General features: G+C 59.4%; 14 protein-coding genes. 11 read left to right on the top strand and 3 right to left on the bottom strand.

The window, feature by feature from the left end; translation table 11 throughout:
• Window positions 1-26: 26 nt before the first annotated feature.
• From apaG to J4D28_RS16210, 7 genes are all read left to right on the top strand, one after another.
• Window positions 27-407 carry a Co2+/Mg2+ efflux protein ApaG gene (gene apaG, locus J4D28_RS16180; protein ID WP_007926128.1) on the top strand — a complete coding sequence of 127 codons (381 nt, stop codon included), beginning with the start codon at window positions 27-29 and terminating at the stop codon, window positions 405-407.
• A complete protein-coding gene (locus tag J4D28_RS16185; protein ID WP_038636363.1) occupies window positions 407-1,288 on the top strand; it encodes a symmetrical bis(5'-nucleosyl)-tetraphosphatase in 882 nt (293 codons plus the stop codon). The genes apaG and J4D28_RS16185 overlap by 1 nt, the downstream gene beginning before the upstream one ends.
• 32 nt (window positions 1,289-1,320) lie before the next feature.
• Window positions 1,321-1,650, top strand: coding sequence for a thiosulfate sulfurtransferase GlpE (glpE, locus tag J4D28_RS16190; RefSeq protein WP_009051163.1), 330 nt, complete (start codon window positions 1,321-1,323; stop codon window positions 1,648-1,650).
• Window positions 1,651-1,945: 295 nt separating this feature from the next.
• Entirely contained in the window at window positions 1,946-3,868 is a 1,923-nt protein-coding gene (locus J4D28_RS16195) for a PrkA family serine protein kinase (RefSeq protein WP_007926124.1), read from the top strand.
• A gap of 188 nt (window positions 3,869-4,056) precedes the next feature.
• Window positions 4,057-5,328 carry a YeaH/YhbH family protein gene (locus J4D28_RS16200; RefSeq protein ID WP_009051164.1) on the top strand — a complete coding sequence of 424 codons (1,272 nt, stop codon included), beginning with the start codon at window positions 4,057-4,059 and terminating at the stop codon, window positions 5,326-5,328.
• The gene (locus tag J4D28_RS16205) at window positions 5,325-6,887 is read left to right on the top strand and encodes a SpoVR family protein (protein ID WP_009051165.1); all 1,563 of its coding nucleotides are present in this window, start codon (window positions 5,325-5,327) and stop codon (window positions 6,885-6,887) included. The genes J4D28_RS16200 and J4D28_RS16205 overlap by 4 nt, the downstream gene beginning before the upstream one ends.
• Before the next feature lie 64 nt (window positions 6,888-6,951).
• Window positions 6,952-8,181 carry a multifunctional CCA addition/repair protein gene (locus tag J4D28_RS16210; protein ID WP_009051166.1) on the top strand — a complete coding sequence of 410 codons (1,230 nt, stop codon included), beginning with the start codon at window positions 6,952-6,954 and terminating at the stop codon, window positions 8,179-8,181.
• A gap of 82 nt (window positions 8,182-8,263) precedes the next feature.
• Here J4D28_RS16210 and folK read toward each other — a convergent pair whose 3' ends face one another.
• Together folK and folB are read right to left on the bottom strand one after the other, a co-directional pair.
• The gene (gene folK, locus J4D28_RS16215) at window positions 8,264-8,782 is read right to left on the bottom strand and encodes a 2-amino-4-hydroxy-6-hydroxymethyldihydropteridine diphosphokinase (RefSeq protein WP_009051167.1); all 519 of its coding nucleotides are present in this window, start codon (window positions 8,780-8,782) and stop codon (window positions 8,264-8,266) included.
• Window positions 8,773-9,126, bottom strand: a complete 354-nt coding sequence (gene folB, locus J4D28_RS16220) for a dihydroneopterin aldolase (RefSeq protein WP_007926118.1) — start codon at window positions 9,124-9,126, stop codon at window positions 8,773-8,775. Before folB ends, folK begins: the two co-directional genes overlap by 10 nt.
• A gap of 74 nt (window positions 9,127-9,200) precedes the next feature.
• Between folB and plsY the strand changes: the two genes are divergently transcribed.
• The gene (plsY, locus tag J4D28_RS16225; protein ID WP_009051169.1) at window positions 9,201-9,770 is read left to right on the top strand and encodes a glycerol-3-phosphate 1-O-acyltransferase PlsY; all 570 of its coding nucleotides are present in this window, start codon (window positions 9,201-9,203) and stop codon (window positions 9,768-9,770) included.
• Window positions 9,771-9,811: 41 nt separating this feature from the next.
• Here the strand turns inward: plsY and tsaD are convergent, their stop codons facing one another.
• On the bottom strand, window positions 9,812-10,837 hold the full coding sequence (gene tsaD / locus J4D28_RS16230) for a tRNA (adenosine(37)-N6)-threonylcarbamoyltransferase complex transferase subunit TsaD (protein ID WP_009045890.1): 1,026 nt from the start codon (window positions 10,835-10,837) through the stop codon (window positions 9,812-9,814).
• A 200-nt stretch (window positions 10,838-11,037) separates the two neighbouring features.
• Here tsaD and rpsU point away from each other — a divergent pair, with 200 nt between their 5' ends.
• From rpsU to rpoD, 3 genes are all read left to right on the top strand, one after another.
• The gene (gene rpsU, locus J4D28_RS16235) at window positions 11,038-11,253 is read left to right on the top strand and encodes a 30S ribosomal protein S21 (RefSeq protein ID WP_002551877.1); all 216 of its coding nucleotides are present in this window, start codon (window positions 11,038-11,040) and stop codon (window positions 11,251-11,253) included.
• A gap of 469 nt (window positions 11,254-11,722) precedes the next feature.
• A complete protein-coding gene (gene dnaG, locus J4D28_RS16240; RefSeq protein ID WP_009051170.1) occupies window positions 11,723-13,687 on the top strand; it encodes a DNA primase in 1,965 nt (654 codons plus the stop codon).
• Between the two features lie 67 nt (window positions 13,688-13,754).
• Window positions 13,755-15,602, top strand: coding sequence for an RNA polymerase sigma factor RpoD (gene rpoD, locus J4D28_RS16245; RefSeq protein WP_007926106.1), 1,848 nt, complete (start codon window positions 13,755-13,757; stop codon window positions 15,600-15,602).
• Window positions 15,603-15,665: the final 63 nt, after the last annotated feature.

Below are 15,665 nucleotides of genomic sequence, written 5' to 3' on the forward strand. Positions count from 1 at the left end.
TCCCGCTTCGTTTTAAGGCCCCTTGCATGTCCGATCCTCGCTATCAGATCGACGTCAGCGTCGTCACCCGCTTTCTCGCAGAACAGTCGCAACCCGAGCAGAACCGCTTTGCCTTCGCCTACACCATCACCGTACAGAACAATGGCCTGCTGCCCGCCAAATTGCTCTCCCGGCACTGGGTGATCACCGATGGCGACGGGCACGTCGAAGAAGTTCGCGGTGCCGGCGTCGTCGGCCAGCAGCCGCTGATCGCCGTAGGAAAAAGCCACACCTACAGCAGTGGTACGGTCATGACCACGCGCGTCGGCAATATGCAGGGCAGCTATCAGATGCTCGCCGAAGACGGCAAACACTTCGACGCCATCATCGCCCCCTTCCGCCTGGCGGTGCCCGGAGCCCTGCACTGATGACGACTTATGCCGTCGGTGACCTGCAAGGCTGCCTGGGGCCGTTGCAGTGCCTGCTTGAAAAGGTCGCTTTCGACCCGGCCAAGGATCGCCTGTGGCTGGTTGGCGATCTGGTCAACCGCGGCCCACAGTCGCTGGAAACCCTGCGCTTTCTTTATGCCATGCGCGATTCTCTGGTGTGCGTGCTGGGCAATCACGACCTGCACCTGCTGGCCGTCTGGCGCAATATCGAGCGCCTGAAGAAAGCCGATACCCTGAGCGAGATCCTCAACGCGCCGGATTGCGAGGAATTGCTCCAGTGGCTGCGCCAGCAAAAGCTGATGCACTATGACGAACAGCGCAACGTCGCCCTGGTGCACGCGGGGATACCGCCGCAGTGGTCGCTGAAAAAGGCCCTCAAGTACGCCACCGAAGTCGAAGAGGCATTGCGTGACGACAACCGCTTCGAGCCCTATCTGGACGGTATGTACGGCAACGATCCGATAAAATGGGACAGCGAACTCAAAGGCGTGACTCGCCTGCGGGTGATCACCAACTATTTCACTCGCATGCGTTTCTGCACCAGCGATGGCAAGCTCGACCTCAAGGGCAAGGAAGGGCCGGACACCGCTCCACCGGGTTACGCCCCATGGTTCGAGCACAAGGAACGCAAGACCCGGGACGTGAAAATCATCTTCGGTCACTGGGCCGCCCTTGAAGGCAACTGCAACCAGCCCGGCGTCGTCGCCCTGGACACTGGCTGCGTCTGGGGCGGCGCCCTGACCCTGCTGAACGTCGACACCGGCCAACGCCTCGAATGTGAGTGCGACGCCCACAGCCACATCAAGCCCCAGGCCAATCAACCTTCCCCTGAACCCATGCCAATCACCGCCAAGCGCTAGACGGCGCTTGCCACCAGGACCAGGAGCCCGCCATGAGCGAATTCAAACGCATCCCCCCAGAACAGGCCCAGGCACTGCGCGAGCAAGGCGCCGTGGTGGTCGACATCCGCGATCCGCAGACCTTTGCCTTGAACCACATCAGCGGCTCCCTGCATCTGGACAACCACTCCATCTCCGACTTCATCCGCAATGCCGATCTCGACGCCCCGCTGGTGGTCGTCTGCTATCACGGCAACTCCAGCCAAAGCGCGGCGGCCTACCTGATCAGCCAGGGATTCTCCGACGTCTACAGCCTGGACGGTGGTTTCGAACTGTGGCGAACCACCTACCCTGCGGAAATTGCCCAAGGCAACGCCGAATAATTTTTTCTGTGCTCCAGCCCGCGTCATTCGCGGGCTGGCGCCGCGACCGACGAACGGTCACTTGAACAAATTGCGTATTCCACCTTTATCTCCCCGATTCCGAACTATCCTTAGCCTCAGGCCATCCAATCAGGGGAGAGCCGGTACACCGGCGTGCGGGTCATCGGTACTAGCTTTCAAGGTCGATAGCTTTGAAAGTGTTCTGGGGGGTAAACAGCAGCCGGATTCCCGGTTGCATGCCAGCACTTGACTGACTGATCCGGCGTCGGCTCCACGTATCGAGCGAGGTGACGTCATGAGTATTTTTAGCCACTTCCAACAACGCTTCGAATCCACACGCCAGGAAGAGTTCTCGTTACAGGAGTACCTGGAGCTCTGCAAAAAGGACCGTAGCGCCTACGCGTCGGCCGCTGAACGCCTGCTTCTGGCTATTGGTGAACCAGAGCTGCTGGACACATCGACCAATTCGAGACTGTCACGGATCTTCTCCAACAAAGTGATCCGTCGCTATCCGGCCTTTGAGGACTTCCATGGAATGGAAGAATGCATCGACCAGATCGTCTCCTATTTCCGCCATGCCGCTCAGGGCCTGGAAGAGAAGAAACAGATCCTCTACCTCCTCGGTCCCGTCGGTGGCGGTAAATCATCCCTGGCCGAGAAACTCAAACAACTGATCGAGAAGGTGCCCTTCTACGCCATCAAGGGCTCCCCGGTATTCGAGTCGCCTCTCGGGTTGTTCAACGCCACGGAAGATGGCGCAATCCTCGAAGAAGACTTCGGCATTCCACGGCGTTACCTGAACACCATCATGTCGCCCTGGGCCACCAAGCGCCTGTCCGAGTTCGGCGGCGATATCAGCCAGTTCAGGGTGGTCAAGCTCTATCCCTCGATCCTCAACCAGATCGCGGTCGCCAAGACAGAACCGGGAGACGAGAACAACCAGGACATTTCCGCCCTGGTGGGCAAGGTCGATATTCGCAAGCTGGAGGAATTCCCGCAGAACGACGCCGACGCCTATAGCTATTCAGGTGCATTGTGCCGGGCCAACCAGGGCCTGATGGAGTTCGTCGAAATGTTCAAGGCACCGATCAAGGTGCTGCACCCATTGCTGACGGCCACCCAGGAAGGCAACTACAACAGTACCGAGGGTCTGGGCGCGATCCCCTTCACCGGTATCCTGCTGGCTCACTCCAACGAATCGGAATGGCACACCTTCCGTAACAACAAGAACAACGAAGCCTTCATCGACCGGATCTATATCGTCAAAGTCCCTTACTGCCTGCGGGTCAGCGACGAAGTCAAAATCTACGACAAGCTGCTGTTCAACAGCTCCCTGTCCAAGGCGCATTGCGCTCCCGACACCTTGAAAATGCTCGCTCAGTTCACCGTGCTCTCGCGCCTCAAAGAGCCGGAGAACTCGAACATCTACTCGAAAATGCGCGTCTACGATGGCGAGAACCTCAAGGACACCGATCCGAAAGCCAAGTCGATTCAGGAATACCGTGACGCCGCCGGTGTAGACGAGGGCATGAACGGCCTGTCGACCCGTTTCGCCTTCAAGATCCTGTCGAAAGTCTTCAACTTCGATCCCCATGAGATCGCGGCCAACCCGGTGCATCTGCTCTACGTGCTCGAGCAACAGATCGAGCAGGAACAATTCCAGGCGGAAACCCGCGAACGCTACCTGCGCTTCCTGAAGGAATACCTGGCTCCGCGCTACATCGAGTTCATCGGCAAGGAAATCCAGACCGCGTACCTGGAGTCCTACAGCGAATACGGTCAGAACATCTTCGACCGCTATGTGCTGTATGCGGACTTCTGGATTCAGGATCAGGAATATCGCGATCCGGAAACCGGCGAGATCCTCAATCGGGTCGCGCTCAACGAAGAACTGGAGAAAATCGAGAAACCGGCCGGCATCAGCAATCCGAAGGACTTCCGCAACGAGATCGTCAATTTCGTACTGCGAGCCCGAGCCAACAACAACGGCAAGAACCCAACCTGGCTCAGCTACGAAAAACTGCGGGTGGTTATCGAGAAGAAAATGTTCTCCAACACCGAGGATCTGCTCCCGGTCATCAGCTTCAATGCCAAGGCCAGCAAAGAGGATCAACAGAAACACAACGACTTCGTTACTCGAATGGTCGAGCGCGGCTACACCGACAAACAGGTACGACTGCTGTCCGAGTGGTATCTGCGGGTCAGAAAATCGCAGTAACCCGCCGGTTGCACCGGTTGTCGTTAGCCAGGAGCCTGTCTTAGCGATTTCTGCTACACAGGCTTCAGGAAGCGCGTTTGAACGTTCGCAGCGAGGCTCGGGCAGAGTACCGGCGGCAAGACACCTTACCGCACCCTCTCCCCGTCCGGGCCGCTTGCGAGCTTCAAGACCGCTTCTAAGGAGCAGTCATGAGTTATGTGATCGACCGACGTCTCAATGGCAAGAACAAGAGCACGGTAAACCGCCAGCGGTTTCTGCGGCGTTATCGTGACCACATCAAGAAGGCCGTCGAAGAGGCGGTCAGCCGCCGTTCCATCACAGACATGGAGCATGGCGAACAAATCAGCATCCCCGGCCGGGATATCGATGAACCCGTGCTCCATCATGGGCGCGGCGGCAAACAGACCGTGGTGCACCCGGGAAACAAGGAGTTCACGGCCGGAGAGCACATCGCACGCCCTCAAGGCGGGGGTGGCGGAGGCGGCCGGGGCAAGGCGGGCAATTCCGGCGAAGGCATGGACGAGTTCGTTTTCCAGATTACCCAGGAGGAGTTCCTCGAGTTCATGTTCGAGGACCTGGAACTGCCGAACCTGGTCAAGCGCAACCTGACCGGGACCGACACCTTCAAGACTGTCCGGGCCGGGATCAGCAACGAGGGCAATCCCTCGCGCATCAACATCATTCGGACGCTGCGCTCGGCCCATGCCCGGCGCATCGCCCTGTCCGGCAGCAGCCGGGCAAAACTGCGCGAAGTCAAAGAAGAGCTTGAACGCCTGAAACGCGAAGAACCGGACAACTTCGGCGATATTCAGGAAATGGAAGCGGAAATCGAGCGTCTCAGCGCCCGCATTCATCGGGTGCCATTCCTCGACACCTTCGACCTCAAGTACAACCTGCTGGTCAAACAGCCTAACCCCAGCTCCAAGGCCGTGATGTTTTGCCTGATGGACGTTTCCGGCTCCATGACCCAGGCCACCAAGGACATCGCCAAGCGTTTCTTCATCCTTCTATACCTGTTTCTCAAGCGTAACTACGACAAGATCGACGTAGTGTTCATCCGCCACCACACCAGCGCACGTGAGGTGGACGAGGAGGAGTTCTTCTACTCCCGGGAAACCGGCGGCACCATCGTCTCCAGCGCCTTGAAACTGATGCAGGAGATCATGGCCGAGCGTTATCCGAGCAACGAGTGGAACATCTACGCCGCCCAGGCTTCCGACGGCGATAACTGGAACGACGACTCGCCGATCTGCCGCGACATCCTGATCAACCAGATCATGCCCTTCGTGCAGTACTACACTTACGTGGAGATTACCCCGCGCGAACATCAGGCCCTGTGGTTCGAATACGAGCGCATTGCCGAAGCCTTTTCCGATACTTTCGCCCAGCAGCAACTGGTCTCGGCCGGAGATATCTATCCGGTCTTCCGTGAACTCTTCCAGCGCAGGTTAGTGACATGACCGCCAGAGAGCAGAAACGCCAGCCTATCTCCACCGGTTCGGAATGGACGTTCGAGCTGATCCAGGCCTACGACCGCGAAATCAGCCGTATCGCAGCGCGCTACGCCTTGGATACCTATCCCAACCAGATCGAAGTGATCACCGCCGAACAGATGATGGATGCCTATGCCTCTGTCGGCATGCCTCTGGGTTATCACCATTGGTCTTACGGCAAGCATTTCCTTAGTACCGAAAAGTCCTACAGCCGTGGCCAGATGGGGCTGGCCTACGAGATCGTGATCAACTCTGACCCCTGCATCGCCTACCTGATGGAAGAAAACACCATCTGCATGCAGGCACTGGTGGTGGCCCACGCCTGCTACGGCCATAACAGCTTCTTCAAGGGCAACTACCTGTTCCGTACCTGGACGGATGCCAGCTCGATCATCGATTACCTGGTGTTCGCCAAGCAGTACATCATGCAGTGCGAAGAGCGCCATGGCATCGATGCCGTGGAAGACCTGCTGGACTCCTGCCATGCCCTGATGAACTACGGAGTGGACCGCTACAAACGTCCTTATCCGATTTCCGCGGAAGAAGAACGGCGCCGGCAAAAGGATCGGGAAGAACACCTGCAGAAACAGATCAACGACCTGTGGCGCACCATTCCCAAAGGCACGGACAAGTTCAGCGACAAGGACAACGCGCGCTTCCCCGCCGAACCGCAGGAAAACATCCTGTATTTCATCGAGAAACACGCGCCGCTGCTGGAACCGTGGCAACGGGAAATCGTGCGGATCGTGCGCAAGATCGCCCAATACTTCTACCCGCAACGCCAGACCCAGGTGATGAACGAAGGCTGGGCAACGTTCTGGCACTACACCCTGATGAACGACCTGTATGACGAAGGCCTGGTGACCGATGGCTTCATGATGGAGTTCCTCGCCTCCCACACCAGCGTGGTCTTCCAGCCCGGCTTCGACAGCCCTTACTACAACGGTATCAACCCCTACACCCTGGGTTTCGCCATGTACCGCGATATCCGGCGCATCTGCGAAGAACCGACCGAGGAGGACCGCCGCTGGTTCCCGGAACTGGCCGGGACCGACTGGCTTTCCAGCATCAAGTTCGCCATGAGCAGCTTCAAGGACGAGAGCTTCATCCTGCAGTACCTGTCACCCAAGGTCATCCGCGACCTCAAGCTGTTCAGCATCCTGGACGACGACCAGAAAGACGACCTGCTGGTACCGGCCATTCATGACGAAAGCGGCTATCGGATCATCCGCGAAACCCTTGCCGCCCAGTACAACCTGGGCAACCGCGAGCCTAACGTGCAGATCTGGAGCATCGACAGGCGAGGCGACCGTTCGCTGACCCTGCGCCATCAACAGCACGACCGCAAACCCTTGGGCGACTCTACCGACGAGGTCCTCAAGCACCTGCACCGGCTGTGGGGGTTCGACATCCATCTGGAAACCCTGCAGGGCGACCAGGTGATGAAAACCCATCACGTACCGCCAAGAAGCGATCACAACGAAGGGGACTATGGCCGCCTGGACCTGGCGGTCATCCACCTCTGAGCGCATGACAAACCTCCGAAAGCTCGGCGCAAGGGTTATTCTGTCGGGCTAACGGAGGTTTTTTATGCAGATTTACAAGGTCGGCGGTGCGGTACGCGATCGCCTGCTGGGCAAACCGGTAACCGACATCGATTGGGTGGTAGTCGGCGCCACGGCCGAAGAAATGCTCGCCAAGGGTTTTCGCCCGGTGGGTTCGGACTTTCCGGTCTTTCTTCACCCCAAGAGCGGCGAGGAATACGCCCTGGCCCGCACCGAACGCAAGAGCGGTCGTGGCTATGGTGGCTTTACCTTTCACGCCAGCCCCGAGGTCACTCTCGAAGAAGACCTGATCCGCCGTGACCTGACAATCAATGCCATGGCGGAAGACGACCAGGGTGTTCTGACGGATCCGTATCACGGCCAGCAGGACCTGAAAAACCGCCTGCTGCGCCATGTTTCCCCGGCATTCGCCGAAGATCCCCTGCGCGTCCTGCGCGTTGCCCGCTTTGCTGCCCGCTACGCAGGACTCGGCTTCCGAGTAGCGCCTGACACCCTCGAGCTGATGCGCCAGCTCAGCGGATCAGGCGAGCTGGAAGCCCTGACGCCGGAACGCAGCTGGAAGGAAATCTCCCGCGCACTGATGGAAGATCACCCTCAAGTGTTCATCCAGGTACTGCGTGATTGTGACGCGCTCAAAGTCCTGCTGCCTGAAGTGGAGGCGCTGTTCGGTGTTCCGCAACCCGCCGTCCATCACCCGGAGATCGATAGCGGTGTGCATACACTGAGCGTTCTCGAGCAGGCGGCACTGCACAAGCAGCCATTGAGCGTGCGCTGGGCGTGCCTGTTGCACGACCTGGGCAAGGGCCTGACACCGCAAAGTGAATGGCCGCAACACATCGCGCACGAGCACAAGGGCCTGAAGCTGATCAAGCAGGTCAATGAACGCTTCAAGGCGCCACGCGACTGTCAGGAACTGGCGCTGCTGGTGGGTCAGTACCACACCCACGGCCATCGCGCCCTCGAACTGAAACCTTCGACATTGGCAGAACTGCTGCAGAGCTTTGACGTGTACCGGCGGCCGCAACGCTTCGAGGAGTTTATCGCCGCCTGTGAAATGGATGCTCGTGGCCGTCTCGGCCTGGAGGAGCGAGCCTATCCCCAGGCGGACTATCTGCGCGGCGCGGCCACGGCGGCGCGAACAGTCGCGGTACAACCGCTGCTGGAGCAGGGATTCAAGGGGCCGGAGCTGGGGGAGGCGCTGAAACGGGAACGACTGAAGGCGCTGAAGGCCTACAAGGAACAGTACTCACAGTAAGAAACATCACGAGCAAGCGCCGCCATAGGAGCCAGCTTGCTCGCCAGCCGATCGCTGTCAGCCAGAACTGCGCCAGCCAGGGCTATCCCAGCTCCGGCGGCGTCAGCTGCCTGCCCCGCCACTCGAATGCCACGGGCGCCAGCACCTGGTCGATCCGGGCCTCGTGCCAGAGGGTAGCGAAGTCCTGCCCCGCCAGCGGATGAACCCGCCCCGGCGCCATCAGCGACAAGGGCCAAAGCACAAAGGCGTTCTTCAGAATTTCTGCACGCGGCAGGATCAAACCGTCGAAATTGCCCACCAGATCGCCGTACAACAGCACATCGATATCCAGCGGCAAGCCTTTGCGGTCCGGGGCATAACGACCGTTGTCCGCTTCAATGAACTTCAATCGACGGTCCAGCTCCATCAGCGGCAAATCGGTAAAGCCCGAAACCACCAGATTGAAGAACGGTCCGCTCTTGATCCCCACCGGCTGGCTTTCGAACACCGCCGAGCAGCGCATATCCAGCAGGAAGCCCGCCAGGGCATCGAGCCCGGCCAGCAGATGGGTTTCACGCTCGATATTGCTGCCGAGCCCAAGAAATACCTGAGTTAGCGACATCCGCGCTCGATCTCCACGCCAACACCTTTGGCGGCCGCGACAGCACCGGGTTTGGTCAGCTTGAGGTGCAACCAGGGAATATGGAACTCGCTCATCAGGACCTCCGCCAGACGCTCGGCAAAGGTTTCCACCAGTTGGAATTGCGCCTGCTCGGCAAACGCCTGGATCCGCGAAGACACGCTGGCATAGTCGAGCGCCAGGGTCAGGTCGTCACCGGCGGCGGCCGGGCGGTTGTCCCAGGCGAAGCTCAGGTCAAGGCGCAGGCACTGCCGGATGCCTCGCTCCCAGTCGTAGGCACCGATCACCGTGTCGACTTCCAGGCCCTCGATAAACACTCTGTCCAAGCACTCTTCTCCGCAGCACGACAAGGGCGCAATGCGCCGTTAGAATCAGGGCGTCCTCGCCCGGAATAGTTAGCATGTTTTGGTTACTGGCGATCTTCGCCTACCTGCTCGGCTCGCTGTCCTTCGCCATCTTGCTCAGCCGCCTGACCGGTACACCCGATCCGCGAATGAGTGGCTCGGGCAATGCCGGCGCCACCAACATGCTGCGCCTGGCCGGCAAGAAACTGGCGGTACTGACCTTGCTCGGCGATCTGCTCAAAGGGCTGTTGCCCGTGCTGATCGCCAGTCTCGCAGGCCTTTCACTCCAACAACAGGCCTGGATCGGGCTCTACGCCGTACTGGGCCATCTGTTCCCGGTGTACTTCCGCTTTCGCGGCGGCAAGGGTGTCGCCACCGCCGCCGGGATGCTGCTGGGGCTTTACCCACCAGCGGCGCTCCTGGCCATTGCCGCCTGGCTCCTGACCTTCTACCTGACCCGCACCAGCTCGCTGGCGGCCCTGATCGCCACGCCCCTGACCTTGCCATTGCTGGCCTGGCAGGCACCAGCAGCGCTGCTGCCGATGAGCGTCCTCACACTGCTCATCGTCTGGCGCCACCGCGGCAATCTACGCGACCTGTTTGCCGGGCGCGAACGGCATTTCTGAATCCTGAAGATGAACCGGGCTCAGGTCAGTTTGATACCGACTCACAACGGCGACAGCTGCTCCATCGGCCAACGCGCCTGCACACTGATCGCCAGGCTTTCCTGCTGACCTGCCTGCAAACGCTGGCAACCAGCAAACGCGATCATCGCGCCGTTGTCGGTGCAGAACTCAGGACGGGCGTAAAACACATTCCCTTTCATCTCGCCGAGCATTTTTTCCAGCGACGCACGCAGCGCCTTGTTGGCGCTCACGCCGCCAGCGATTACCAGCCGCTTGAGTCCCGCCTGCTTCAAGGCTCGCTTGCATTTGATGGTCAGAGTTTCCACCACCGCCTGCTGGAAGGCGAGCGAGATGTCGCAACGGGTTTGCTCGCCGTCGTCCCCAGCGCTGACGCATTGTTGCCAGGTGTTCAGGGCGAAGGTTTTCAAGCCGCTGAAGCTGAAATCCAGCCCCGGACGATCGGTCATCGGCCGCGGGAAGACAAAGCGCCCGGCCACGCCTTGTGCGGCCAGGCGAGCGATTTCCGGACCACCCGGATAATTCAGGCCGATCATCTTCGCCGTCTTGTCGAAGGCTTCACCGGCAGCATCATCCAGGGTTTCGCCCATCAGCTCGTACTGGCCGATGCCATCGACCCGCACCAGCTGCGTGTGGCCACCGGAAACCAGCAAAGCGACGAACGGAAATTCCGGCGGTTGTTCTTCCAGCATCGGGGCCAGCAGGTGGCCTTCCATATGGTGCACACCCAGCGCCGGGATACCCCAGGCGAAGGCCAGCGCCTGGGCGCAGGAGGCACCCACCAGAAGGGCTCCGACCAGGCCGGGGCCCGCGGTATAGGCAATGGCGTCGATTTCAGTCGGTACGCAGTCCGCCTCGGCCAGGACCTGACGAATCAGGGGCAGCATGCGCTTGACGTGATCGCGAGAGGCCAGCTCCGGCACCACGCCACCATAGGCCCGATGCAGGTCGATCTGACTGAACAGCGCGTCGGCCAGCAGGCCCCGCTCGCTGTCGTAAAGCGCGACGCCGGTTTCGTCGCAGGAAGTTTCTAATCCCAGTACTAGCATGGGTTTGCGCCTTGTAGAGGCTAAATTCGAAGGCGCGCATAATAGTCGCCACTCCCTCAGCCGACCAGCGGTTTTCGATCAGAGGCTTTGCATTCCGAGCGATGAGGGGTTAACATCCGCAACCCTTAAAAACCGACGACCTCAGCCGCGATTTTTGCGACGAGAACGTTGACCCCGGTAATGAATGAAGGTAGCTCTGGATGCCAGCCGTCAAAGTTAAAGAGAACGAACCCTTCGACGTAGCTCTGCGTCGTTTCAAGCGCTCCTGCGAAAAAGCCGGTGTTCTGGCTGAAGTTCGTAGCCGCGAATTTTACGAGAAGCCGACTTCCGAGCGTAAGCGCAAAGCAGCTGCTGCTGTTAAGCGTCACGCCAAGAAAGTTCAGCGCGAACAGCGCCGCGCCGTACGTCTGTACTAATACACAGACGTTCGCTGCAAGCTTCTGCCAAGCCCGGCCCTCAGCCGGGCTAATGGCATTTGCGGACAACGCTTGATGCTTCACCGTCAACGCCGCGCATGCGACCGAGACAATCCGCTTCACCACGTCAGACCTGGCTTCCTGCCAGCGGTGCACGTCTCTTCTGACGAGCCTTCCAAGGCTACTGACGAGCACACTTTTATTCTGATTCCTCAACAGACTCAGCCCAAGGCGCCCTTCTCCAGCGTCCGCTTATGAGCCATCCGAGACCTGTCGGACTCAGAGCAATATCTTCAAATAGTCGAAGACTGATTGAAACTAACGTCAGTGGACTTTCGGCAGATACACTTCCCGATAGCGATCAAGCCGACGACAGATGGTCGAACGCGCAGCCGTTGCGTCTCGAACAGCCCATTTTCGAAGCCTTCGCATTGGTCCAATTCTTTCGCGCAGTGATGACGAGAACGCCATGGCCGGGCTGATTCCCCAGAGCTTTATTGACGACCTTCTGAACCGCACCGACATCGTCGATGTTGTCAGCTCGCGCCTGCAGATGAAAAAGGCCGGCAAGAACTACACCGCCTGCTGCCCGTTCCACAAGGAAAAAACCCCCTCCTTCAGCGTCAGCCCCGACAAGCAATTCTACTACTGCTTCGGCTGTGGCGCGGGCGGGAACGCCCTCGGCTTCATCATGGACCACGACAACCTGGATTTCCCCCAGGCGGTCGAGGAACTGGCCAAAGCCGCCGGCATGGAAATCCCGCGGGAGGAAAGCGGTCGCTCGCACAAACCGCGGCAGCCGACCGATTCGCCGCTCTACCCGCTGCTGACCGCCGCCGCCGATTACTATCGACAGGCTCTGAAAAGCCACCCAGCCCGCAAGGCAGCAGTCGATTACCTCAAGGGCCGCGGCCTGACCGGCGAGATCGCCCGCGATTTCGGCCTCGGCTTCGCACCGCCCGGCTGGGACAATCTGTTCAAGCACCTGAGCAGCGACACCCTGCAGCAGAAAGCCATGATCGACGCCGGCCTGCTGATCGAAAACGCCGAAACCGGTAAACGCTACGATCGCTTTCGCGACCGAGTGATGTTTCCGATCCGCGACAGCCGCGGCCGGATCATCGCCTTTGGTGGCCGGGTACTGGGCGACGACAAACCGAAATACCTGAACTCGCCGGAAACTCCGGTGTTTCATAAGGGCCAGGAGCTTTACGGCCTGTTCGAGGCTCGCAAGAACAACCGCAACCTCGACGAAATCATCGTCGTCGAAGGCTACATGGACGTGATTGCCCTCGCCCAACAGGGCCTGCGTAACGCCGTTGCGACCCTGGGCACCGCCACCAGCGAAGAACACCTCAAGCGCCTGTTCCGCATCGTGCCCAGCGTGCTGTTCTGCTTCGACGGCGACCAGGCCGGACGCAAGGCCGCCTGGCGCGCACTGGAGGCGACCCTGTCCAGCCTGCAGGACGGTCGCCGGGCACGCTTCCTGTTCCTTCCCGAAGGGGAAGACCCGGATACCCTGGTGCGTTCCGAGGGCACAGATGCCTTTCGCGCACGCATCAATCAACACGCTCAACCGCTGGCCGATTATTTCTTCCAGCAACTGACCGACGAAGCGGATCCACGCTCGCTCGAGGGCAAGGCTCACCTGGCCACTCTCGCCGCACCGTTGATCGACAAGGTCCCCGGAGCCAACCTGCGGACCCTGATGCGCCAGCGCCTCAGTGAAATTACCGGGCTCAACAACGAGACCGTCAACCAGTTGGTGCACAGCGCCCCACAAGAAGCACCTCCGGTGTATGACGCTGGCATCGATTACGACGGCATACCGGACTATGTCGACTACCACGAGCCGCAAGAAGCCTATGTGCCGCAGCAGGAATGGACGCCAAAGAAAAGCGGCGCGGGCGGCAAGAAGTGGGAGAACAAGCCCTGGGACAAAAAGGGCAAGCGCAATGGCGATCGTGATCAGCCACGTGCCCCGCGCGTCCCGGCCGCCGTCGAACCCCCAACACTGTCAGCCCTTCGAACATTGCTGCATCACCCGCAACTGGCCGAGAAAGTTGAAGACGCCGGGCATTTCGCTGCCGACGACAACACCAATACCCAGTTGCTGGTCGCCTTGATCGAAGCCGTGCAGAAAAATCCTAAGCTACGCTCTATTCATCAACTGATGGCGCGCTGGCACGGCACTGAACAGGGCCGCCTGATCAAGGCGCTGGCAGAAAAGGAGTGGTTGATTGAGGGCGACAACCTTGAACAACAGTTTTTCGACACCATTAAAAGCTTGTCCGCTCGTCAACGTGAGCGTGTTTTGGAACAACTTCTCAGGAAATCGCGTCAAAGCGAATTGAGTGGCGAAGAAAAAATTCAGCTACTCGAGCTTTTAAAACGCAATGTTCCCGCATCAAACCCGACCTCAACTGGCGCGTGAGGTCATAGCTCGGGTATAATCCTCGGCTTGTTTTTTGCCCGCCAAGACCTTCAGTGGATAGGGTGTTATGTCCGGAAAAGCGCAACAGCAGTCTCGCCTCAAAGAGTTGATCAGCCGTGGTCGTGAGCAGGGTTACCTGACTTACGCGGAGGTCAACGACCACCTGCCGGAGGATATTTCAGATCCGGAACAGGTGGAAGACATCATCCGCATGATCAACGACATGGGGATCAACGTATTCGAGAGTGCTCCGGATGCGGATGCCCTTTTGTTGGCCGAAGCCGATACCGACGAAGCAGCAGCTGAAGAAGCCGCCGCAGCGTTGGCGGCCGTGGAAACCGACATTGGTCGCACTACCGACCCCGTGCGTATGTACATGCGCGAAATGGGAACGGTAGAGCTGCTCACACGTGAAGGCGAAATCGAAATCGCCAAGCGTATCGAAGAGGGCATCCGTGAAGTGATGGGCGCGATCGCGCACTTCCCTGGCACGGTTGAGCACATCCTCTCCGAATACACTCGCGTCACCACCGAAGGTGGCCGCCTGTCCGACGTCCTGAGCGGTTACATCGACCCGGACGACGGCATCGCGCCGCCTGCCGCCGAAGTACCACCGCCTGTCGATGCCAAGGCCGCAAAAGCGGACGACGACACCGACGACGATGACGCCGAAGCCAGTGACGACGAAGAAGAAGCCGAAAGCGGTCCGGATCCGGTCATCGCAGCCCAGCGCTTTGGCGCCGTTGCCGACCAGATGGAAATCACCCGCAAGGCGCTGAAGAAGCACGGTCGCGAACACAAGCAAGCCCTGGCTGAAATGCTGGCCCTGGCTGAACTGTTCATGCCGATCAAACTGGTTCCGAAGCAATTCGAAGGCCTGGTTGAACGTGTTCGTAGCGCCCTGGATCGCCTGCGTCAGCAAGAGCGCGCGATCATGCAGCTCTGTGTTCGTGATGCCCGCATGCCACGCGCCGACTTCCTGCGCCAGTTCCCTGGCAATGAAGTGGACGAAAGCTGGTCCGACGCGCTGGCCAAAGGCAAGGCCAAGTACGCCGAAGCCATCGGCCGCCTGCAGCCGGACATTATCCGTTGCCAGCAGAAGCTGACCGCGCTTGAGACCGAGACCGGCCTGACGATCGCCGAGATCAAGGACATCAACCGTCGCATGTCGATCGGCGAGGCCAAGGCCCGTCGCGCGAAGAAAGAGATGGTCGAAGCCAACCTGCGTCTGGTGATCTCCATCGCCAAGAAGTACACCAACCGTGGCTTGCAATTCCTCGACCTGATCCAGGAAGGCAACATCGGTTTGATGAAAGCGGTAGACAAGTTCGAATACCGTCGCGGCTACAAATTCTCGACTTATGCCACCTGGTGGATCCGTCAGGCGATCACTCGCTCGATCGCCGACCAGGCCCGCACCATCCGTATTCCGGTGCACATGATCGAGACGATCAACAAGCTCAACCGTATTTCCCGGCAGATGTTGCAGGAAATGGGTCGCGAACCGACTCCGGAAGAGCTGGGCGAACGCATGGAAATGCCTGAGGACAAGATCCGCAAGGTATTGAAGATCGCTAAAGAGCCGATCTCCATGGAAACCCCGATCGGTGATGACGAAGACTCCCATCTGGGTGACTTCATCGAAGACTCGACCATGCAGTCGCCAATCGATGTCGCCACCGTCGAGAGTCTTAAAGAAGCGACTCGCGAAGTACTCTCCGGCCTCACTGCCCGTGAAGCCAAGGTACTGCGCATGCGCTTCGGCATCGACATGAATACCGACCACACCCTCGAGGAAGTCGGTAAGCAGTTTGACGTTACCCGTGAGCGGATTCGTCAGATCGAAGCCAAGGCGCTGCGCAAGCTGCGCCACCCGACGCGAAGCGAGCACCTGCGCTCCTTCCTCGACGAGTAATACCAAGACCCCCAGCCCTGCTGGGGGTTTTGTTTTGTGCAGTTTAAAACTCCCCGCGCCTCA

The sequence above is a fragment of the Pseudomonas sp. GW531-T4 genome (genome assembly GCF_017349615.1).
Classification (GTDB): domain Bacteria; phylum Pseudomonadota; class Gammaproteobacteria; order Pseudomonadales; family Pseudomonadaceae; genus Aquipseudomonas; species Aquipseudomonas chlororaphis_I.